A 19,755-nucleotide genomic window follows, 5' to 3' on the forward strand; every position below is an offset into this window, starting at 1 on the left:
TTTGTTTTTTTCAACGGAGAGTTTGATCCTGGCTCAGGATGAACGCTGGCGGCGTGCTTAACACATGCAAGTCGAACGATGATCCCAGCTTGCTGGGGGATTAGTGGCGAACGGGTGAGTAACACGTGAGTAACCTGCCCTTGACTCTGGGATAAGCCTGGGAAACTGGGTCTAATACCGGATATGACCGTCTGACGCATGTCAGGTGGTGGAAAGCTTTTGTGGTTTTGGATGGACTCGCGGCCTATCAGCTTGTTGGTGGGGTAATGGCCTACCAAGGCGACGACGGGTAGCCGGCCTGAGAGGGTGACCGGCCACACTGGGACTGAGACACGGCCCAGACTCCTACGGGAGGCAGCAGTGGGGAATATTGCACAATGGGCGCAAGCCTGATGCAGCGACGCCGCGTGAGGGATGACGGCCTTCGGGTTGTAAACCTCTTTCAGTAGGGAAGAAGCGAAAGTGACGGTACCTGCAGAAGAAGCGCCGGCTAACTACGTGCCAGCAGCCGCGGTAATACGTAGGGCGCAAGCGTTATCCGGAATTATTGGGCGTAAAGAGCTCGTAGGCGGTTTGTCGCGTCTGCTGTGAAAGACCGGGGCTCAACTCCGGTTCTGCAGTGGGTACGGGCAGACTAGAGTGCAGTAGGGGAGACTGGAATTCCTGGTGTAGCGGTGAAATGCGCAGATATCAGGAGGAACACCGATGGCGAAGGCAGGTCTCTGGGCTGTAACTGACGCTGAGGAGCGAAAGCATGGGGAGCGAACAGGATTAGATACCCTGGTAGTCCATGCCGTAAACGTTGGGCACTAGGTGTGGGGGACATTCCACGTTTTCCGCGCCGTAGCTAACGCATTAAGTGCCCCGCCTGGGGAGTACGGCCGCAAGGCTAAAACTCAAAGGAATTGACGGGGGCCCGCACAAGCGGCGGAGCATGCGGATTAATTCGATGCAACGCGAAGAACCTTACCAAGGCTTGACATGAACCGGTAATACCTGGAAACAGGTGCCCCGCTTGCGGTCGGTTTACAGGTGGTGCATGGTTGTCGTCAGCTCGTGTCGTGAGATGTTGGGTTAAGTCCCGCAACGAGCGCAACCCTCGTTCTATGTTGCCAGCGCGTTATGGCGGGGACTCATAGGAGACTGCCGGGGTCAACTCGGAGGAAGGTGGGGACGACGTCAAATCATCATGCCCCTTATGTCTTGGGCTTCACGCATGCTACAATGGCCGGTACAAAGGGTTGCGATACTGTGAGGTGGAGCTAATCCCAAAAAGCCGGTCTCAGTTCGGATTGGGGTCTGCAACTCGACCCCATGAAGTCGGAGTCGCTAGTAATCGCAGATCAGCAACGCTGCGGTGAATACGTTCCCGGGCCTTGTACACACCGCCCGTCAAGTCACGAAAGTTGGTAACACCCGAAGCCGGTGGCCTAACCCTTGTGGGGGGAGCCGTCGAAGGTGGGACCGGCGATTGGGACTAAGTCGTAACAAGGTAGCCGTACCGGAAGGTGCGGCTGGATCACCTCCTTTCTAAGGAGCTGCTAGCAGCTGTTCCGTGTTCTGTGTATGCAGTTCGTGGTGGTTGTCAGTGTTGCCCATTGCGCAGGCGTCTGTTCTGCGGTGGGTGCTCATGGGTGGAATATCAACGAATCAAACTTGTTTGGCATGGCCTTTACCGGTTGTGTCCTGGTGCCAGTACGGCAGCATGTGTCTCTGCTTTTTGTGGGGGTGGGTGTTGTTGGGAACGCTGCCGGGGTGCATGGTTTGTGGGGGTTGTGTTTGGCGCACTGTTGGGTCCTGAGGCAACAGGACCTTTTTGCAGCAATGCAGAGGGCATCGTTCTGGTGTTTCTTTTGTTCCTGCTTCCGGTTCTGCCGCGTGTCCCTGTGTGGGGTGGTGGTGGTCTGGTTGATGGGGTTGTTGTTTGAGAACTACATAGTGGACGCGAGCATCTGAGACATGCATGGCTGGCCTTTCGGGGTTGGTGTGTGTGTTTCTACAGCAATTTCTTATGAATGAACCTGGCCCTTGTGGTCGTGGTTCTCTCGAGTAAGTTTTTGATCTTTGTGTGGTCAAGTTTTTAAGGGCACACGGTGGATGCCTTGGCATTAGGAGCCGAAGAAGGACGTAGGAATCTGCGATAAGCCTGGGGGAGTTGATAACCGAGCGTTGATCCCAGGATGTCCGAATGGGGAAACCCCGCACAACGCTGCAAGGTGATTGTGTGACCCGCATCTGAACACATAGGGTGCGTGGGGGGAACGCGGGGAAGTGAAACATCTCAGTACCCGCAGGAAGAGAAAACAATAGTGATTCCGTTAGTAGTGGCGAGCGAACGCGGATCAGGCTAAACCGTTCCATGTGTGATAGCCGGCGGGCGTTGCATGGGCGGGGTTGTGGGACTTTCCGTGATGGTTCTGCCGGACCGTTGGGGTGATGTGCAGGCATAGGTGAACGGTCTTGAAAGGCCGGCCAGAGAGGGTGGGAGCCCCGTAACCGTAATGTTGTGTGCAGCCTGGAGAGTATCCCAAGTAGCACGGGGCCCGAGAAATCCCGTGCGAATCTGTCAGGACCACCTGATAAGCCTAAATACTTCCTAATGACCGATAGCGGACCAGTACCGTGAGGGAAAGGTGAAAAGTACCCCGGGAGGGGAGTGAAACAGTACCTGAAACCGTGTGCTTACAATCCGTCGGAGCAACCGCGAGTGATCGCATAGTAGTTGTGACGGCGTGCCTTTTGAAGAATGAGCCTGCGAGTTAGTGTTACGTCGCGAGGTTAACCCGTGTGGGGTAGCCGTAGCGAAAGCGAGTCTGAACAGGGCGAGTGTAGTGGCGTGATCTAGACCCGAAGCGGAGTGATCTACCCATGGCCAGGTTGAAGCGACGGTAAGACGTCGTGGAGGACCGAACCCACTTCAGTTGAAAATGGAGGGGATGAGCTGTGGGTAGGGGTGAAAGGCCAATCAAACTCCGTGATAGCTGGTTCTCCCCGAAATGCATTTAGGTGCAGCGTTGCGTGTTTCTTGCCGGAGGTAGAGCTACTGGATGGCCGATGGGCCCTACAAGGTTACTGACGTCAGCCAAACTCCGAATGCCGGTAAGTGAGAGCGCAGCAGTGAGACTGTGGGGGATAAGCTTCATAGTCGAGAGGGAAACAGCCCAGACCACCAACTAAGGCCCCTAAGCGTGTGCTAAGTGGGAAAGGATGTGGAGTTGCGAAGACAACCAGGAGGTTGGCTTAGAAGCAGCCATCCTTGAAAGAGTGCGTAATAGCTCACTGGTCAAGTGATTCCGCGCCGACAATGTAGCGGGGCTCAAGTACACCGCCGAAGTTGTGGATTTCACACATTGCCCTAGCCTTCGTGGTTCAGGGGTGTGGAGTGGTAGGGGAGCGTCGTGTGGGCAGTGAAGTCGCGGTGGAAACCAGCGGTGGAGCCTACACGAGTGAGAATGCAGGCATGAGTAGCGAAAGACGGGTGAGAAACCCGTCCGCCGAATGATCAAGGGTTCCAGGGTCAAGCTAATCTGCCCTGGGTAAGTCGGGACCTAAGGCGAGGCCGACAGGCGTAGTCGATGGACAACGGGTTGATATTCCCGTACCGGCGAAAAACCGCCCATGCCAAGCGGGGGATACTAACCGCCCGGAGCCTGCCCGCTCACCCTTGTGGTGTTGTGGGTTTTGGCCGAGCGCGGGACCTGATCCCGGGAGGTAAGCGTATTAACAGGTGTGACGCAGGAAGGTAGCCGGGCCGGGCGATGGTTGCCCCGGTCTAAGGATGTAGGGTCAGGGATAGGCAAATCCGTTCCTGTGTGCTTCGAGCACGTTCCTGAGATCTGATGGGACTCCCGTATGGGGGGATCCGGTGATCCTATGCTGCCTAGAAAAGCATCGACGCGAGGTTTTAGCCGCCCGTACCCCAAACCGACACAGGTGATCAGGTAGAGAATACCAAGGCGATCGAGAGAATTATGGTTAAGGAACTCGGCAAAATGCCCCCGTAACTTCGGGAGAAGGGGGGCCTGCCCCGTGATGGAGACTTGCTCTCCGTGAGCGGGTGTGGGCCGCAGAGACCAGGGGGAAGCGACTGTTTACTAAAAACACAGGTCCGTGCGAAGTCGCAAGACGATGTATACGGACTGACTCCTGCCCGGTGCTGGAAGGTTAAGAGGACCGGTTAGCCACCTTGTGTGGCGAAGCTGAGAATTTAAGCCCCAGTAAACGGCGGTGGTAACTATAACCATCCTAAGGTAGCGAAATTCCTTGTCGGGTAAGTTCCGACCTGCACGAATGGAGTAACGACTTCCCCGCTGTCTCAACCATAAACTCGGCGAAATTGCAGTACGAGTAAAGATGCTCGTTACGCGCAGCAGGACGGAAAGACCCCGAGACCTTTACTATAGTTTGGTATTGGTGTTCGGAGTGGCTTGTGTAGGATAGGTGGGAGACGTTGAAACCCGGACGCCAGTTCGGGTGGAGTCATCGTTGAAATACCACTCTGGTCACTTTGGACATCTAACTTCGGCCCGTGATCCGGGTCAGGGACAGTGCCTGATGGGTAGTTTAACTGGGGCGGTTGCCTCCTAAAAAGTAACGGAGGCGCCCAAAGGTTCCCTCAGCCTGGTTGGCAATCAGGTGTCGAGTGTAAGTGCACAAGGGAGCTTGACTGTGAGAGAGACATCTCAAGCAGGGACGAAAGTCGGGACTAGTGATCCGGCGGTACATTGTGGAATGGCCGTCGCTCAACGGATAAAAGGTACCTCGGGGATAACAGGCTGATCTTGCCCAAGAGTCCATATCGACGGCATGGTTTGGCACCTCGATGTCGGCTCGTCGCATCCTGGGGCTGGAGTAGGTCCCAAGGGTTGGGCTGTTCGCCCATTAAAGCGGTACGCGAGCTGGGTTTAGAACGTCGTGAGACAGTTCGGTCCCTATCCGCTGCGCGCGCAGGAAATTTGAGAAGGGCTGTCCTTAGTACGAGAGGACCGGGACGGACGAACCTCTGGTGTGTCAGTTGTACTGCCAAGTGCATCGCTGATTAGCTACGTTCGGATGGGATAACCGCTGAAAGCATCTAAGCGGGAAGCTCGCTTCAAGATGAGATTTCCATACACATTTATGTGTGAGAGGCCCCCAGCCAGACCACTGGGTTGATAGGCCGGATGTGGAAGCGAGGACTAAAGACTCGTGAAGCTGACCGGTACTAATAGGCCAACAACTTACACCACACAACACACTGCACGCGTCCACTATGTGGTTCCCGAACAACAACCCGCACCAAGGGTTGCCGGAACCAACAACTAAATAACAACACCACAGTTGTAACCACAAAGTCTTCCCACCCACCCCCACCAAAAAGGGGGGCCGGGACGGGTAACAGAGTTACGGCGGTCATAGCGTGGGGGAAACGCCCGGTCCCATTCCGAACCCGGAAGCTAAGACCCACAGCGCCGATGGTACTGCACCCGGGAGGGTGTGGGAGAGTAGGACACCGCCGGACAACCATTAAGGCAAGAGCCCCGACCACAGGTCGGGGCTCTTCCCCTTTAACCACCACCTTCAAATTCCTGCGCCGGCGGTAGAGTTGGTGGTCATGGAAAACCTCTTCAGCCACCCAGCCTCTGAACCCGAACCGTCCCAGCAGGCAGGCGACGCACTTCAGCCGCTCATCTTCACTGTTGTGGTGCCCACCAACGTTTCGCATGCTTTCCAGGGATTCACTGATCATCCGCACCTGTGGTGGCCGCTGGAGCAGGAAAGCGTGTTTGGTGCGGGGTCCCATGTTGAGTTTGAAGAGAACCTGATTCTTGAAACGGCCGAGGACGGCCGCACGTCGGTGTGGGGCACTATTGATGACTGGCAGCCCCCGCTGTCCTTCCACGCCAGCTGGTACCCGGCTGGAACGCCGTTGTGGTCCACGGAGATCCGGGTTGTTTTTGGTGCCGTGGATGAGGGCACGGAGGTACGCCTGATCCACGACGGGTGGGAAGGTGCCGAGGATCCCGTAGCGTCCAGGGCATCTTACGCCGAGGGCTGGCCCCGCGTGCTGGCATGCTACGTACGGTTCATGGGTGGAGCCAGTGCCTAGGGTCCGCCGGCTCCAACCCAGTGATTGGCGTTTGCTGCGTGAGGTGCGGCTGGAGATGCTCAAAGACACACCCATGGCTTACGTGGAGAGCCTGGAGTCAGCGCGGCGGCAGACCGATACGCAGTGGCAGGAACGTGCGGCTGCAATGTCCGGGAACTGCAGCCTTACATTGGTTGCCGATGCAGGCCAGGACGGCAGCACCTTCTGCGGATTGATGCGTGTGGTGGTCAAGGACCGCCAAAGCACGGAGAAGCCGCTGCAGGCCATGCTGCTCAGCGTCTACGTGGCACCCGGGCACCGGGGGCTGGGATTGGCCGACGAGCTCCTCAACGAGGCGTGCAAAGCCGCCTCGGAAGAACTCGCCGCCGGGAGCATCCAGCTCGGGGTGCATGAGGACAATTCAAGGGCGCTGGCCTTCTACCGGCGTCACGGTTTCGAGACCACGGGTGCCAGCAGGCCTTATCCGCAGGACACTTCCAAGCTTGAGCTCACCATGGAGCGCCAGCTGTCGTAGCAGTCGGCTCGAGGAGCACGGCAAGGAGCTGCTAGAAGGTACCTGCTTTGGGAACCGCGGTACTGGAGCGCACCACCAGCTTAGTGGGGTGTTCGGTATCGGCAGGTTCCAGGACGAGGCCCTTGGTGATGGCACCCAACAAGGTGCGGACGGCCAGCGCTCCTTGGCCTTTGGCGTCCTGGTCGATGGTGGTCAAGCCCAGGACGTTGCCGAGATCATGTCCGTCGATCCCCATGACCGAGAGGTCATCCGGGATGCGGAGCCCGAAGTCCCGCGCCGCGAGGATGGTGCCGATGGCCATTTCGTCGGAGGCGGCGAAGACGGCGGTTGGCCTGTCCGGGGCACTGGCCAGCAGCTGCCGTGCCGCAGCGTAAGCGCCTTCAATGGTGAAGTCCGCGGACACGATCCATTCGGGCCTGACAGGACAGCCGGCGTCGTTCATTGCTTCTTCGAATCCGCTCCGACGCGTTCCTGGAAGATGGAAGTCCTGGTCGTAGGCTTCGTTGCCGGTGATGTGCGCGATCTTGGTGTGCCCCAGACCGAGCAGGTGGTTGGTGGCCTTTCGCGCGATCGAGGAGTCGTCGATCCTGATGGTTGATGCTCCGGGTAAGGGCCCGCCAATTCCGACGATCGGCCGGTGCATGGCGTGGAGCTGCTGGAGCTCGTCCTCGCTCAGTTCCAGCGATACCGCGATGACCGCGTCCACCCGCTTGCGCAACAGGAAGTCGTTGAAGACGCTGTGCCGGTGCTCGGGATTTTCCCCGATGTTGTACAGGGTGAGGTCGTACCCCGCTTCAAGCAGCGCGGCCGATGCGCCCTCGATCACCGCTGAGAAGAACCAGCGGTGGACCGAGGGCACCACCAAGCCAACGTTGTGCGTGCGCCCGGAGGCCAGGCTGGAGGCGTGGTAGGACAGCACGAAGCCCAGCTCTGATGCGGCGGCGCGGGCACGCTCCCGGCTGGTCGGTGATACATTGCCCTTGCCGCTGAGCGCCCGTGACACGGTGGCAACGGACAGCCCTGCTCGCTCGGCCACGTCCTTGATGCCCGTCATGCCGCTCCTAGGTGAAAAATCAGCTGACTGTCAGCCAGATTGTCTCCCCTGAGCCTAGTTGATCGGCGCCTGATGCAGGGGCGCTGCGCAGGATGGTGCTACCAGCCGGAAGCGGCAGGGGATCGGGGCCTACGTTCATGATCACCAGGGTGTTGCCATTGAGGTACGCCAGCGAAGACCAAGTGCAGTAGTCCTCAACCCAGGCCAGGGAACCCTGCCCGAGCCGGAGCGTGGCGCGTTCGGCGAGCATGGCGCGGTACAGGTTAAGGTGCGACGCCGGATCGGACTCCTGCAGGTCCCTCGCCAGCGTGGGCCAGGACTCGGGCTGCGGCAACCAAGGGTCCATGCCGCTGCCAAACCCGGAGTGGGGTTCGGCCGAACGCCAAGGGAGCGGCACGCGGCAACCGTCGCGGCCGATACGGGCTCCGCCGGTGCGGGCGAAAGTGGGATCCTGGCGCATGCTGCCGGGAATGCTGGAAGAATCGGGCAGGCCCAGTTCTTCGCCCTGGTAGAGGTATGCGCCGCCTGGGAGGCCGAGCATGAACATGGTAGCCGCGGCAGCCCGGCGTCGTCCGAGTTCTTCGTTGGGCTGCGCGTCATCGGGGCCGATGCCGTCTCCGTCGCGGGGACCAGGTCCGTCGTACCCGAAGCGTGAGACGTGCCGGACAACATCATGGTTGGACAGTACCCACGTGCTGGGGGCGCCGACGGCGTCGAGGGACACCAACGAGTCGGTGATGATGTGGCGCAGGCGATGTACGTCCAGGCCGGCGTGCAGGTAAGGGAAGTTGAAGGCCTGGTGCATTTCATCAGGGCGGACCCACTGCGCCAGTCGGGGGAGCGGATCCACATTGGCTTCCGCACAGAGGATTCGGTCCGGGCCGTACTCTTCCAGGATGGAACGCCACCGGCGGTAAATGTCGTGGAGGGCAGGCTGGCCGAACATCGGAGCGTCCTGGCCCGGGAAACCATCGGAGCTGTTGCCGTCGGCGCGGCCGCCCCAGTTGGGCAGGCCGGCTGCCTTGACCAGCGCGTGGGCTACGTCCACCCGGAAGCCGGAGATGCCGCGGTCCAGCCAGAACCGGAGCACGCGTTCGAATTCAGCGTGGACGGCTGGGTTGTCCCAGTTGAAGTCCGGCTGCGAGGAGTCGAAGAGGTGCAGGAACCATTGACCGGGCTGACCGTTCGGCTCGGTGATACGCGTCCATGCCGGACCGCCGAAGTGCGACTGCCAGTTGTTGGGCGGCTCGCTGCCGTCGTGCCCCTGGCCGTCGCGGAAGATGAACATCTCCCGCTCCACGCTGCCTGCACCCGCGGCAAGTGCTGCTTGGAAGGCGACGTGCTGGTCGGAGCAGTGATTGGGGACGAGGTCCGCGATGACGCGCAGGTTGAGCCTGTTGGCTTCGGCGATAAGGGCGTCGAAGTCGGCCAAGGTGCCAAACAGGGGATCGACGTCGCAGTAGTCGCTGACGTCATAACCCGCGTCCCGCTGGGGTGAGCGGTAGAACGGCGACAACCACACGGCGTCGACGCCCAACGCCGCCAATTGCGGGAGTTCTGCGGTGATGCCCGCCAAGTCTCCGACGCCGTCGCCGTTGAGGTCCCGGAACGAGCGCGGATAGATCTGGTAGATCACAGCGGAACGCCACCAACCGTGGGCCGTGGAGGCATCGTGGATCGGGGTCAGCTGCGTAAAAGCTGCAGTGGGCTCGTGGGTCGCAACCGAGAGCAATGAATCAACGGACATGGACACATCGTAGAAGAGAATACCCCAAAGTGTAAACGTTTCCAGTCCTAAGGCTACTGTCTTTGCAATGCGCGTGAGGGCTGGGCTTTTCAAATTCGCATGCCGCCCTGTACTGAGTGGAAGCGCTTGCAGTTGATTTGGTAGTGGCCCGCTGGCTGAGCCGCCGTTCAACCTCGATGGCTGGGGGATCGACGTCGGCAATATGACAGGATGCCTGGGATCTGTAGATCTCAACCATGAGGTTGCCTGGCTTATCGCGGACCGGGTTCGTGAGATCAACCCGAACGCGGCCCTGCTGGCGGAATCCACGTCCGACGCCGCCCCCGATTTCACTGGCGAGCACTGGCAAGGCGCCATGACCTACTCCAACCTCACCCGCCCGCTGTGGTCGTGGCTCGCCAAGGACGCCCCCAACGTCAACTTCTTTGGCTCGCCCCAACCAGGGCCGCACAGGATCGACGCCGAGGACTTCCTCGCGACGCACCAGGACCTCGCCGCGGGATTTAGCTGGAGTGTGCGACAAAACAACATGAACGCACTGAACACGCACGACACGGCACGGGCGGCAACGGTCATGATCGACCCGGCCCGGACGTGGGGCGCCGTGCTCACCTTCTGCCTGCCGGGGGTGCCCGTGGTGTTCGCCGGTGACGAGTTCGGCTTGGAAGGGTTCAAGGGGTTGGCCTTTGTTCGGGAAACGGCAGAGTCTTCAGTACTGGTGTTCGTCACGAGGGAGGCCGCCGACATTGTCCTCGACAACTCGGTTCTCAGCGACGCGCAGCTCGAAGCGTTGCTTGCCTCGCCGCTGCACCGCTCCGGAACAGTGACGTCGGCACCTGCCCAGCCAGCCGGCGTCGAGGGTGTCCATCTACGCGCCGACGGCATCTCTGCCGGGATCTGGGAGCTGCCCGGAACGGTGATCCCCGCCGGGTAGCAGGTGGGTGTGGCAGTGCTCTGCCGTTCGGTGCTGGCTAGACTGTGAGCACCAAAACACTGCGAAGACTGCCGGTTTGGCGTGTCCGCGGTGCGTACGTGGAGGGACCACTGTGTCGGACGAAACGGCTATGGCCGGAACATCAGCGGAAAGCATCACTGGCAGGACGACGGGCCATCGGGAAGCCTCCCAGGTTTCAATTGGGCGGCAGCTGTTCCTGAAGGAGCTCGCAGCCGGACTACGTGCCGGGCAGGTGGCAGAGGATGAAGAAACCCTCACCGTGTACTCCGTCGATCAAGGACCACTGCTGGAGCGGCACCTGCCGCTCGCCGTCGTCTGGGCGGAATCGGTGGAGGACGTTCAGCACATAGTCCGGAGCTGCGCCGCGCACCGGATTCCTATCGTGGCCAGGGGAGCAGGCACCGGTGTGTCCGGCGGAGCCCATGCCACGGAAGGCTGCATCGTCCTGGGCCTTGAACGGATGAACCGTATCCTGGAGCTCAACCCGGACGACGAGACAGCCGTGGTCGAACCCGGCGTCATCAACGCCGATTTGAACGCTGCCGCCGCAGAGCACGGCCTCATGTATGCGCCTGACCCCGCAAGCTACAAAATGTCCACCATCGGTGGCAACGTGGCCACCAATGCCGGGGGACTGCGATGCGCTAAATACGGGGTGACACGGGATTCCGTGCTGGCCCTGGACGTCGTGATGGCTGATGGCTCGTTGATGCATACAGGACACCAGACTTTTAAGGGAGTTGCCGGCTACGACCTCACAGCGCTGCTGGTGGGCTCCGAAGGGACGCTGGGGATTGTGGTGGGCGTGACCGTCCGCCTGAAGTACCTGCCGCGAGAGGTCCACACCATTGCGGCGTTTTACCAGGACTTCCGCAGCGCGGCCGCCGGAGTGCTCGCCGTGGGCAAGGCCCGGGTCCAGCCGGCCATCATGGAACTGCTGGATAACGGAACCCTGGTGCAGTTGGATGAAATGCATGGAGGTGACCTCCAGACCCGTGGCAAGTCGCTGCTCCTGATCCAGACCGATGGCTTCGGCGCGGCTGCGGAAGCGGACGTGGTGCGGCAGGTGCTGGCCGCAGGCGGCGCAACGGTGACCACCGAGGCCAGCGAGGAAGCCGAGATGCTGGTGGAACTACGCCGCAACAGCCGGGGCGCGGAAGTGGATGACGAATTCAGGGTTGGCGAGGACATTGCCGTGCCGCGATCACGGTTGGTGGACTTCGTGGCCGAGCTCGAGGCCATGGCAGCCCGCTTCAGCGTGATGCTTAAGGTGGTGGCGCATGCAGGAGACGGCAATCTGCACCCGACGTTCTGGATGGAACGTGTGGACCCTGTTACGGATGCGGCTGCTTTGGAGCGGCTCAACGCGGCGTTGGATGAATCCATCCGGATAGGCCTCGAAATGGGTGGCACCATCACCGGCGAGCACGGCGTGGGGCAATACAAACTGCGCTGGCTGGGCCTGGAACAACCGGAGCCCGTGCGGGAGTTGCAGCGGCGGATCAAGGAGCTGTTCGATCCGCAGGGAATCCTGAATCCGGGAAAGGCAATTTAGGTCTTCTGGTATTCCAAAAGGTCCATGCGGCCTGCCTGTCACATCCAATCAGCTAAATTACCTGCATTTACTTCCCACCATTCTCCCCCTAGGCTTACTTGGTATACCAAAGTTGCTATGAGGAGAAGATGTGCGCGAGAAGCGGCAGGCCCGGGTTGGAGCAAGTCCGAGGTTGATGACGGGCTTGGTGCTGCTTGCGCTGGTCATGGTGTCCATCAATCTCCGGCCCGCCATCACCACCATCGCCGGTGTGATGGACCAGATTCCGGACGTCTTCGCCCTTGACCCCGCACTGCTGCCGCTCCTGGGAACCTTGCCGGTCCTGGCGTTCGGAATCTCCGGGCCGATGGGACCCTGGCTGGCTCGGCGATTCGGAACCGGTCCAGCGGTGGCCATTGCGCTCACCGCCTTGGCCGCCGCGCTGGTCCTCCGGGCCACAGTCCCGGCGCTCTTGCTGCCGGGCACCTTCGTTGCAGGCATGGCGATCATGACAGCCAGCGTGCTGGTTCCGCAGATCGTCAAAGCCAACCGGGGCACAGGCTGGTGGACAGGGCTCTGCACCATGGGCTTTGGACTGGGGGCCGCGCTGGGGGCGGGACTGGTCCAACCTCTCCAGCAGTCCTTTGGGGGGAGCCTGGCAGGGGCGCTGGCTGTGTGGGCGGTCCCAGCACTCTTCGGAGCTGTCCTCATCCAGCGCACCGGAAGACGCCCGACGGCGGCACTGGCTGCCGCGGGCAAAGCCACCTCAGCGGCGGGGGACGCTTCGACGCCGCGGTGGGATGCGGCGTCGTCCGCTGTTGTCCCCACCGCACCCGCTATGCCTCTGCGGAAGCAGCGCACAGCCTGGGCGGTGACGGCATTCTTCGGGCTCCAGGCGATGCTCTACTTTGCCATCACATCCTGGCTGGCCGTGTACCTGGTGTCCCGAGGGCTCGCGTCCGCGGACGCTGCAGCACTCTTGGCCTGGTTCAGCCTCGCGGGGCTCCCGGCCAGTCTGCTGGCCCCGGTCCTTGCCAGCCGACCGGCCATTCTGCGCTGGATGGCTCCGGGACTTGGCGTGCTGGTGGCCGTGGCACTGCTCGGTGTTCTGGTGGCACCAGCGGAGCTTCAGTTCCTTGCTGTCGGGGTGCTGGGAATCGTCCAGAGCGCAGGATTCGGGCTGGCCATGGCCTTGGTGGTGATTCGTTCGGCCGGACCGCAGTCCGCGGGACGATTGTCCGCCATGAGCCAGGGATTTGGGTTCGCGGCGGCGTCGCTCGGTCCACTCGGAGCGGGGCTTCTGCACTCGATGACCGGCGGGTGGGAAGCGACGTTCTGGGCGCTCGCGGCCGAGGCTGTGGTGCTGGCAGGCGCTGGCTTCTTTGCCATCCGGGGGCCGTTGGTGCGGGTGGATGAGGTTGGGCTGGTTGCGGAGCGTGACATGTCCACAATAGGCGTGGCAGCAACGAACCCCGCCGCGAGATAGGTTGCCAGAGCGCCCTTGCTGACGCCTTCTGCGGCCACCACCACACTGGAGGAACCCATCGCCCGCAGCACGGCCGCTCCCGCGCGGGTGATCTCCACCCCGTAGCCGCGCCCACGATCGTCTAAGGCGCTTAGAAACCTCCGGCTAGATATCCCGATTGCGCTATCCGCAGGCCCAATCGAACGTATCGGATTCCAGATCGAATTGAGCGTTGCCGCCACCGCCGAAGTTGAGCCCCGAGATCTCTTCCAGTTCGAGGTACCAAGGAGTAAGCCCGTCAGGCATCGCTTGGATAGGGAAGGCCGTTCCTCCCAAATGGCTTCTGGCGAATAGAGGTTCTGCCCAGTCCGCAAGACTGCCCGCACCCGTTACAGGATGGACATACCCATCGTTGCCGACCTCATCTCCCCAGAGTTCGACGGGTATCTTGCCAGCATTCGGATCGACTCGCGGTATCAACCAAATGTCGGTGGTTGGTTCGACGTTGTCCCAAGCATTAGTACCTTGCGACTCGTCGACATGCTCACCCTTGGCACGAAGGTCGGGACGAGGTGCCGTAGGGCCGGCAGCCAACTCATCATGCATGAGCCAAAGGATCGCAAATTCTCCATCGATCAGGTCTCTGCGCCTAAGCAGGCCGGGATGGTTCTCGGCTGCTGCAAGGTCGCGCAGGAATGGATCGGTTGATTCAGCGCTCGGCATGGGAAATTCGTCTTCCACTGCGAATTGGCCCTCACCAGCAAAAATTGCAATCCCTGGAAACTGGTCACCGCGCCTTTGGAAGTCTGCGGGTAGCCAGAGAGTCAGCACATGCATCATGGGCAAACCAGTGTTGAGGCTTCGTGGCCAGTGTTCCCAACGAACACCCGGCCCATGACTTCCTGTCCACCCTGAGGGCGGCTGGCTTGGCAGGGCAGCTTCGACAGTTCGTCCTGGTGCTTTGCCAAGGCCAGTGCCACAACCAAAGGCCAGGTTCCAAGCGATCATCTCGGTCATGGCACCACCATATGGGGCTACCGGCCACAAGTTGGTGAGCTAGGAGAAGGCGTCCGGTTGAGGATCCTTTATCGGACGTCCCTGCTCTTGGCCGCCACCTGACGCGCCGGGACTTATTGCGGGGTTAGTGTGGCTGCTGTATGCCGAGGTGATGGAGGATGAGCTGTGGATGCGCATGATCGGGTTCAGTTCGACCTCGATGAGGATGAACGTGAGGTCCTGCGTCGAGGCCTCATGGAATGGGCTGGACCGGCGGACCCCACGGAGGCCATGGCCTTGGCTATGGGCTTTCGTGACGTTGCTGATTTGTTTGCTGAAGGCGAGCGGATTGCCGGGTTCATCCGGGACGGTCAATCCCTGACAAAAGCTGACTGGCGCCGGGCCCTGCTGGCCACCGAGATTGTTTTCGTTAGCAGCACCGTTGGTGTTGGGCTGGACTGGTCCGTGGTCACCGGCTATCAAGACGACGAAACGATAAGGATCCTCAGGGCCATCCAGCGCAAGTTGGGTGGCAGTAGAACGTGGCCCGAGAAGGGGACTTCGACAGCCGAGTCTCCGGAACGCGATGCGGAGTGGACAAGACCGCTCTGCCCTCCGCCGGCCAGTTGGAAGGTGCCGGTATACCCGCAGGTGGAGCCGACTGTGGCTCTGCCTGTACAGGCGGGGCGGGAGGTTGGGCATGTCGCGGGTGTAGGATCCGTGGCAAAACGTCAACAGACAAGGCGGATAGCTGAAGGCTTGGCGCTAGGTGTCCTGGCCTACGGCGTAGAACGACTGCCCAGCGAGAGGCTGGTATTAGAGACGGCGTTGAACAGTGCCTGGGAGTCTTGGCCCAGAGCAGGAGACTTCGGGAACGTATACGGGCCAGAGGCCGGGAGGGACATCTGGGCTGGTATGGAAAAGTCGGGAAGCCGCCGCGGCGTTATCGCGGCGTGGGAGGACCACTCCGTTCCTCACCTATTGCCCGCCTTTGAGGAAATGCCGATCGCCGATTGCCTGAATCGCGTTGCCGACGACAAAGCATCAGCAGATGATTGGATTTACCTTGGGTACCTATTCCTGAAAGCCCTGCACCAAACAACCGTGACCGGGCCTCAAGGGTAGTCGTTTCGGGTAGGCCTTCACGAGGGGGAGCGCAAGAAGCGACACCTCCGGCGCCACCTCAGCGCCCATAGGGCAACATCGACCTGAGTTCTTCTGCACGAATAGCGCTGGCCTGACGCTGGCCTCGGGTGAATCGTCTGGCCTGCAAATCCAGGACCGCCCGGCTCCCCACCGGTCCCACGCCCAGCAGTTGACCCACGCGACGAATTGCTTCGTCCACGGCCGCCAAGCAGTCCGCAGCACCACGGGCTTAAGGACAAGCAGCCGTTTCTGTGGATCGTGAGAGCATCATGGAGTGACCGACAGTACTTCGCTTGAATTGCCGCCCCTCTATGAGTCCCTGACCTGGCTTACCCCGCTGTCCGAGGAACGCGCCGCGCACCTTGTATCGTTCTTGTCCGAGCCGGCGCCGGCTGAAGTTCTGGACATGGGGTGCGGATGGGGTGAACTACTACTTCGGGTTTTGACGGCGGCCCCGCAGGCACGGGGACGCGGAGTGGACAGTGCTGGCTCGTTCATCGACCGAGCCAGGCAACAAGCTGTGACTCGTGGGCTGCTCGGCAGGGCGAGGTTTGATTCGATGCCCGGGCTCGAGGTCCAGGATCGCCCCGCAGACGCTGTCATCTGCATCGGCGCGAGCCAGATCTGGGGGCCGCCGGTAGAGGACGCGCAGCCGCTCGACTATGCCACAGCCCTGCGCGCCCTTCGAGCACTGGTGCTTCCCGGCGGCCGGCTCGTCTACGGCGAGGCAATCTGGTCAGCCACACCTCATCCGGCTGCCACCGCCCCTCTGGCCGGACGCGATGACGAGTACCTCACCCAAGATGCGCTACGCGAGCAGATCCGCGCCGCTGGTTTCGAGGTGGTGGACGAGGACCAGGCAAGCGTTCAGGAGTGGGACGTCTTCGAGGCCGGGTATCGCGACAGGTTCACCCGTTGGCTGGAATCACATGATGCCGATCATCCCGCCGCAGGGCAGGTCCGTCGGCGATATGAGGAACAGCGCGCAGCATATGAAGAGGGCTACCGGGGTGTACTCGGGATGGCGTATTTCTGCCTAAGGGGCTAGGCGTCGGCTGCGACCTGGCCGAACCGGCGCTTCTTCCGATAAGTGGGCACCGGCCGGAGTTCTCAGTCGAGTACTACGACGGAGCCGGCGAGCACTTGCCAGCGCCCGTCAATGATCCGCCATTCCCGGTGCCAGAGCAGCTGGATCTCGATCTGTGATCCGTTGATGTGGAGCACAGCGCGGGCAGTGGTGTCTGTTGTGCCGCTGCCGTCGGATTCGAGGGTGCGCCGGTTGGTTTCCTCGATTCGGGCAAAGTTGGTGGCCCCAGTGCGGTGTGCTTCCAGATCTGCCTTCTTGGTGAGGACGGTGCCCTCAGGGTCGATGAACTTCAGGTCATCGGAAATGAGCCGGTCCAACGCTTCAAGGTCACTGGCTCGCATGGCATCCAGGAGTTCGTCTTCGGCGGCATCCATTGTGCGGCCAGCATTGTCGGGGGTGGTCACATCGAAACACTAGCAGCGCCTTGGGCTGGTGCCGCTGAAGAATGTCTGTCGAGATTGGCCTTTGCGCCCGCGTCATGACCGAGGAGCCGGCACTACCCCCGCCCTCGTCCGGTAAGCCGTGGCCTGTTGAATATCAGGGGCCCGGCGTATCCTCTGCGGTATGACGACTTCACCAGCCGGGACCAATCAACCAGGCACGCCCGCCACGGAAATTCTTGAGACCAACCAGTGCTGGGAGCTCCTCCGCGGAGTCTCAGTGGGACGGCTTGCCGTCTGGGTGGACGACCACCCGGACATCTTCCCGGTGAACTACAAAGTGGACCACGGAACCTTGGTGTTCCGGACGGGTGAAGGTACCAAGCTCCATGCCGCCCTCAGCGACGCCCCGGTGGCCATAGAGGCTGACGGCGTCAACGTCGAAACGGGCGTGGCGTGGAGTGTGGTGGTCAAGGGCCAGGCGGCCGCGGTGAAGCTTACCGAGGACGTCTTGGATACCGTCGGGCTTCTCCTGTTTCCGTGGGAGGCGGGGCAAAAGGACCAGTTCATCCGTATCACCCCCACCACCGTGACGGGCCGCCGTTTCACGGTGACACCCCCGGTCACCTGGTGGACCCCGTTGGATGATGCGCCCACAGGGCGGAGCGAGTAGCGCTAGGGTCGTCGCTGGACCAGTTCCAACTGGTCTGCCACCACCTGGCCGGCATGGATCACCGTGCGGTCCTTGCCCCGGTCCATCACAGTGGAGGCCACCGTTTCGCCGTCCACCAGCAGCAGTTCCGCTGGGTCGCCAACCTCGACGCCGGGACGGTGGGCAGTGTTCTTGAGCCGGGTCGCGTTGGGGTCAAGGATGCTGGCGCCGCCGATGGTGGCGATGGCCAGGCAATGTTCGATCAGCTCGTCCTTGCGGAAACCGTGAGTGAAGGCGAGTTGCCAGGTGCGGTCCAGCATGTCGGTGTTGCCGTAGGGGGACCAGTAATCACGCTGGCCGTCCTCGCCCAAGCCCAATCGGACCCCGGCCTCGGTGAGGAGCGGGATGGGCAGTTGGCCGGCAGCGGACGGAGCAACCGATGCGAGGGAAACATCCAATTCCGCGAACGCATCAATCAGCCTGCGGGTGGTGGCCTCGCTGACGCTGCCCAGCTGGTAGGCGTGGGACATGGTCACCTTGCCCTGCATACCCAGCGCGCGCGTGCGCTCAAGCACCAGCTCCGTGCTGAACACACCCAGCTCGCCCGGTTCGTGGAGGTGGATATCGATGGGAACCTGGTACTTCTCCGCCAGGCCGAAGACGATGTCGAGGTGCTTCGCCGGGTCCCGGTCCAGCGTGCAGGGATCGATGCCACCCATCACGTTGGCCCCGGCTTTCAAGGCCTCTTCCATAAGGTCAACAGTGCCCGCTTCAAGCAACAGTCCAGCCTGCGGGAAAGCGATGATGTCCACCGAAGCCTGACCGGCAAACTTCTCCTTGGCGGCAGCAACGGCGTCGAAACGCTCCAGCCTGCAGTCCACATCCACCTGCGCATAGGAACGCACGCGGGTGGTGCCCCTCGCGATCATCCGCCCCAGAGTGTCATTCACCCGATCCTGCAGCGGGACCTCGGCGTTGCGCCAGTTCTGACGGTCGTTCATCATCATGGTCCACACGCCCGGACCGCCGGTGTGCTCACGGAAAGGCAAGCCGATCCGGGTGGAATCGAGGTGTACGTGGACGTCGGAGAACGACGGGAGCAGAATCCGGCCGCGGCCTTCAACCACGGTTGTGTCGCCCGGGACAACGGTGGCAGGGTCATGCGGCTTCACGGCGGTGATCTTGCCGCCTCCTTCGGCGGCAACGAGGGTTACGTCGCTCAGTGATTGCCCCCAAGGGCGGACGGCGCGGATCAGGGTGTTCAATGGTTGCTCCCTTGGTGGCCGCCCCTGTTCAACATCGACTCGACGAAGACAGTGAAAGCGGATGCTGTGAAATTCTTGTATACCAAAGTACCGTAGGGCTAGCGTCACTCAAAGGATTGGCGTCGGCATGAAAGGAAGTTCGACAGTGGCTGAGGCGATGCCGGGTACCGGAAACGGCCGTGATGATGAGGCCCGCGCGGAAAACGTCTACCAACTGGTGTTGGAAGGCATTGTCACGGGTACCTACGCGCAGGGCATGCGATTACGCGAACGCGAACTTTCCGAGCTCTACAACGTGTCCCGCATACCGGTCCGGGAAGCCATCCAGCGCTTGGAGCAGGACGGTTTTGTCGCAACGTTCCCGCGCCGTGGTGCCGTGGTGCGCCAACTGACACTCACGGATGTCAATGAGCTCTTCGATATCCGGCTGTGCCTTGAAACCTTTGCTGCGCGCATGGCTGCCACCCGCGTTGCCGAGGGAAGCGACGGCGGCCGACTCGAGGAACTCATGGAAGCGTCCAAGACTGCCATCGACGAGGAGCGGACAGACGACGTTGCCGTCATCAGCGCCGAGTTGCACGCCGAAATCGTCCGCCTGTCCGGCAACCGGCTCCTGATCGAATCCGTGAAGCCCCTCTTTGGCCGGATGCGTTGGATCTTCGGGCTGGCCCACAACCGCAGCAACGAACTCCAACGCGACGAGCACACGGAACTGTGCAATGCGATTCTGAAAGGCCGGCCGGACCTGGCCTACTCGCTGGCATACTCGCACATCGAGCTGGGGCGGGAACCAGTCCTGGCCGGCCTCGCCGAAACCCTGGAACCGTAGTAGTTAAAGGGCTTGACGTCGGCACTCACCTGAGTGCCGACGT

General features: G+C 61.3%; 14 protein-coding genes and 3 rRNA genes. 12 read left to right on the top strand and 5 right to left on the bottom strand.

All coding sequences use genetic code 11. The features are described from left to right. Nucleotides 1–10 precede the first annotated feature (10 nt). From QEH68_RS04740 to QEH68_RS04760, 5 genes are all read left to right on the top strand, one after another. A 16S ribosomal RNA gene (locus QEH68_RS04740) occupies nucleotides 11–1,530 on the top strand. A gap of 540 nt (nucleotides 1,531–2,070) precedes the next feature. Continuing rightward, nucleotides 2,071–5,228: ribosomal RNA gene (locus tag QEH68_RS04745) — 23S ribosomal RNA — on the top strand. 155 nt (nucleotides 5,229–5,383) lie between these two features. After that, a 5S ribosomal RNA gene (gene rrf / locus QEH68_RS04750) occupies nucleotides 5,384–5,500 on the top strand. The 16S, 23S and 5S rRNA genes sit together here, the layout of an rRNA operon. A gap of 93 nt (nucleotides 5,501–5,593) precedes the next feature. Then, entirely contained in the window at nucleotides 5,594–6,088 is a 495-nt protein-coding gene (locus tag QEH68_RS04755; RefSeq protein ID WP_280626936.1) for a hypothetical protein, read from the top strand. Further along, nucleotides 6,072–6,602 (top strand): N-acetyltransferase, encoded by a 531-nt coding sequence (locus QEH68_RS04760; RefSeq protein ID WP_280626937.1) that lies wholly within the window; start codon nucleotides 6,072–6,074, stop codon nucleotides 6,600–6,602. The genes QEH68_RS04755 and QEH68_RS04760 overlap by 17 nt, the downstream gene beginning before the upstream one ends. A gap of 31 nt (nucleotides 6,603–6,633) precedes the next feature. Here the strand turns inward: QEH68_RS04760 and QEH68_RS04765 are convergent, their stop codons facing one another. Both QEH68_RS04765 and QEH68_RS04770 read right to left on the bottom strand, forming a co-directional pair. Beyond that, on the bottom strand, nucleotides 6,634–7,656 hold the full coding sequence (locus tag QEH68_RS04765; RefSeq protein WP_280626943.1) for a LacI family DNA-binding transcriptional regulator: 1,023 nt from the start codon (nucleotides 7,654–7,656) through the stop codon (nucleotides 6,634–6,636). 19 nt (nucleotides 7,657–7,675) lie between these two features. Further along, nucleotides 7,676–9,403: a glycoside hydrolase family 13 protein gene (locus tag QEH68_RS04770; protein WP_280626945.1), complete on the bottom strand. Its 1,728-nt coding sequence runs from the start codon at nucleotides 9,401–9,403 to the stop codon at nucleotides 7,676–7,678. 202 nt (nucleotides 9,404–9,605) lie between these two features. Between QEH68_RS04770 and QEH68_RS04775 the strand changes: the two genes are divergently transcribed. The 3 genes from QEH68_RS04775 to QEH68_RS04785 all read left to right on the top strand — a co-directional run bounded on the left by QEH68_RS04775 (nucleotide 9,606) and on the right by QEH68_RS04785 (nucleotide 13,378). Beyond that, a complete protein-coding gene (locus QEH68_RS04775) occupies nucleotides 9,606–10,337 on the top strand; it encodes an alpha-amylase family glycosyl hydrolase (RefSeq protein ID WP_280626946.1) in 732 nt (243 codons plus the stop codon). Between the two features lie 130 nt (nucleotides 10,338–10,467). Next, the gene (locus QEH68_RS04780; RefSeq protein WP_280626948.1) at nucleotides 10,468–11,913 is read left to right on the top strand and encodes an FAD-linked oxidase C-terminal domain-containing protein; all 1,446 of its coding nucleotides are present in this window, start codon (nucleotides 10,468–10,470) and stop codon (nucleotides 11,911–11,913) included. 130 nt (nucleotides 11,914–12,043) lie between these two features. After that, on the top strand, nucleotides 12,044–13,378 hold the full coding sequence (locus QEH68_RS04785; RefSeq protein WP_280626950.1) for an MFS transporter: 1,335 nt from the start codon (nucleotides 12,044–12,046) through the stop codon (nucleotides 13,376–13,378). 162 nt (nucleotides 13,379–13,540) lie between these two features. Here QEH68_RS04785 and QEH68_RS04790 read toward each other — a convergent pair whose 3' ends face one another. After that, a complete protein-coding gene (locus QEH68_RS04790) occupies nucleotides 13,541–14,374 on the bottom strand; it encodes a hypothetical protein (protein ID WP_280626951.1) in 834 nt (277 codons plus the stop codon). A 282-nt stretch (nucleotides 14,375–14,656) separates the two neighbouring features. Between QEH68_RS04790 and QEH68_RS04795 the strand changes: the two genes are divergently transcribed. Further along, the gene (locus QEH68_RS04795) at nucleotides 14,657–15,478 is read left to right on the top strand and encodes a hypothetical protein (protein ID WP_280626953.1); all 822 of its coding nucleotides are present in this window, start codon (nucleotides 14,657–14,659) and stop codon (nucleotides 15,476–15,478) included. A gap of 295 nt (nucleotides 15,479–15,773) precedes the next feature. After that, nucleotides 15,774–16,547 carry a class I SAM-dependent methyltransferase gene (locus QEH68_RS04800; RefSeq protein ID WP_280626955.1) on the top strand — a complete coding sequence of 258 codons (774 nt, stop codon included), beginning with the start codon at nucleotides 15,774–15,776 and terminating at the stop codon, nucleotides 16,545–16,547. Between the two features lie 62 nt (nucleotides 16,548–16,609). Here QEH68_RS04800 and QEH68_RS04805 read toward each other — a convergent pair whose 3' ends face one another. Continuing rightward, entirely contained in the window at nucleotides 16,610–16,990 is a 381-nt protein-coding gene (locus tag QEH68_RS04805; RefSeq protein ID WP_280626957.1) for a nuclear transport factor 2 family protein, read from the bottom strand. Nucleotides 16,991–17,150: 160 nt separating this feature from the next. Between QEH68_RS04805 and QEH68_RS04810 the strand changes: the two genes are divergently transcribed. Then, nucleotides 17,151–17,639 carry a pyridoxamine 5'-phosphate oxidase family protein gene (locus tag QEH68_RS04810; RefSeq protein ID WP_280626958.1) on the top strand — a complete coding sequence of 163 codons (489 nt, stop codon included), beginning with the start codon at nucleotides 17,151–17,153 and terminating at the stop codon, nucleotides 17,637–17,639. 2 nt (nucleotides 17,640–17,641) lie between these two features. Here QEH68_RS04810 and QEH68_RS04815 read toward each other — a convergent pair whose 3' ends face one another. Further along, complete coding sequence (locus tag QEH68_RS04815) at nucleotides 17,642–18,883, bottom strand: amidohydrolase family protein (protein WP_280626960.1); 1,242 nt, start codon at nucleotides 18,881–18,883, stop codon at nucleotides 17,642–17,644. Between the two features lie 127 nt (nucleotides 18,884–19,010). Between QEH68_RS04815 and QEH68_RS04820 the strand changes: the two genes are divergently transcribed. Beyond that, nucleotides 19,011–19,712: a GntR family transcriptional regulator gene (locus QEH68_RS04820; protein WP_280626961.1), complete on the top strand. Its 702-nt coding sequence runs from the start codon at nucleotides 19,011–19,013 to the stop codon at nucleotides 19,710–19,712. The last annotated feature ends 43 nt before the right edge of the window (nucleotides 19,713–19,755 follow it).

It is taken from the genome of Paenarthrobacter sp. OM7, assembly GCF_029873575.1.
In the GTDB taxonomy this organism is placed as follows: Bacteria; Actinomycetota; Actinomycetes; order Actinomycetales; family Micrococcaceae; genus Arthrobacter.

Coding starts and splice junctions, on each gene's coding strand:
- QEH68_RS04755 (WP_280626936.1), top strand. CDS start 5,594: ATGGAAAACCTCTTCAGCCACCCAGCCTCTGAACCCGAACCGTCCCAG.
- QEH68_RS04765 (WP_280626943.1), bottom strand. CDS start 7,656: ATGACGGGCATCAAGGACGTGGCCGAGCGAGCAGGGCTGTCCGTTGCC.
- QEH68_RS04770 (WP_280626945.1), bottom strand. CDS start 9,403: ATGTCCGTTGATTCATTGCTCTCGGTTGCGACCCACGAGCCCACTGCA.
- QEH68_RS04775 (WP_280626946.1), top strand. CDS start 9,606: ATGACAGGATGCCTGGGATCTGTAGATCTCAACCATGAGGTTGCCTGG.
- QEH68_RS04780 (WP_280626948.1), top strand. CDS start 10,468: ATGGCCGGAACATCAGCGGAAAGCATCACTGGCAGGACGACGGGCCAT.
- QEH68_RS04790 (WP_280626951.1), bottom strand. CDS start 14,374: ATGACCGAGATGATCGCTTGGAACCTGGCCTTTGGTTGTGGCACTGGC.
- QEH68_RS04795 (WP_280626953.1), top strand. CDS start 14,657: ATGGGCTTTCGTGACGTTGCTGATTTGTTTGCTGAAGGCGAGCGGATT.
- QEH68_RS04810 (WP_280626958.1), top strand. CDS start 17,151: ATGACGACTTCACCAGCCGGGACCAATCAACCAGGCACGCCCGCCACG.
- QEH68_RS04820 (WP_280626961.1), top strand. CDS start 19,011: ATGAAAGGAAGTTCGACAGTGGCTGAGGCGATGCCGGGTACCGGAAAC.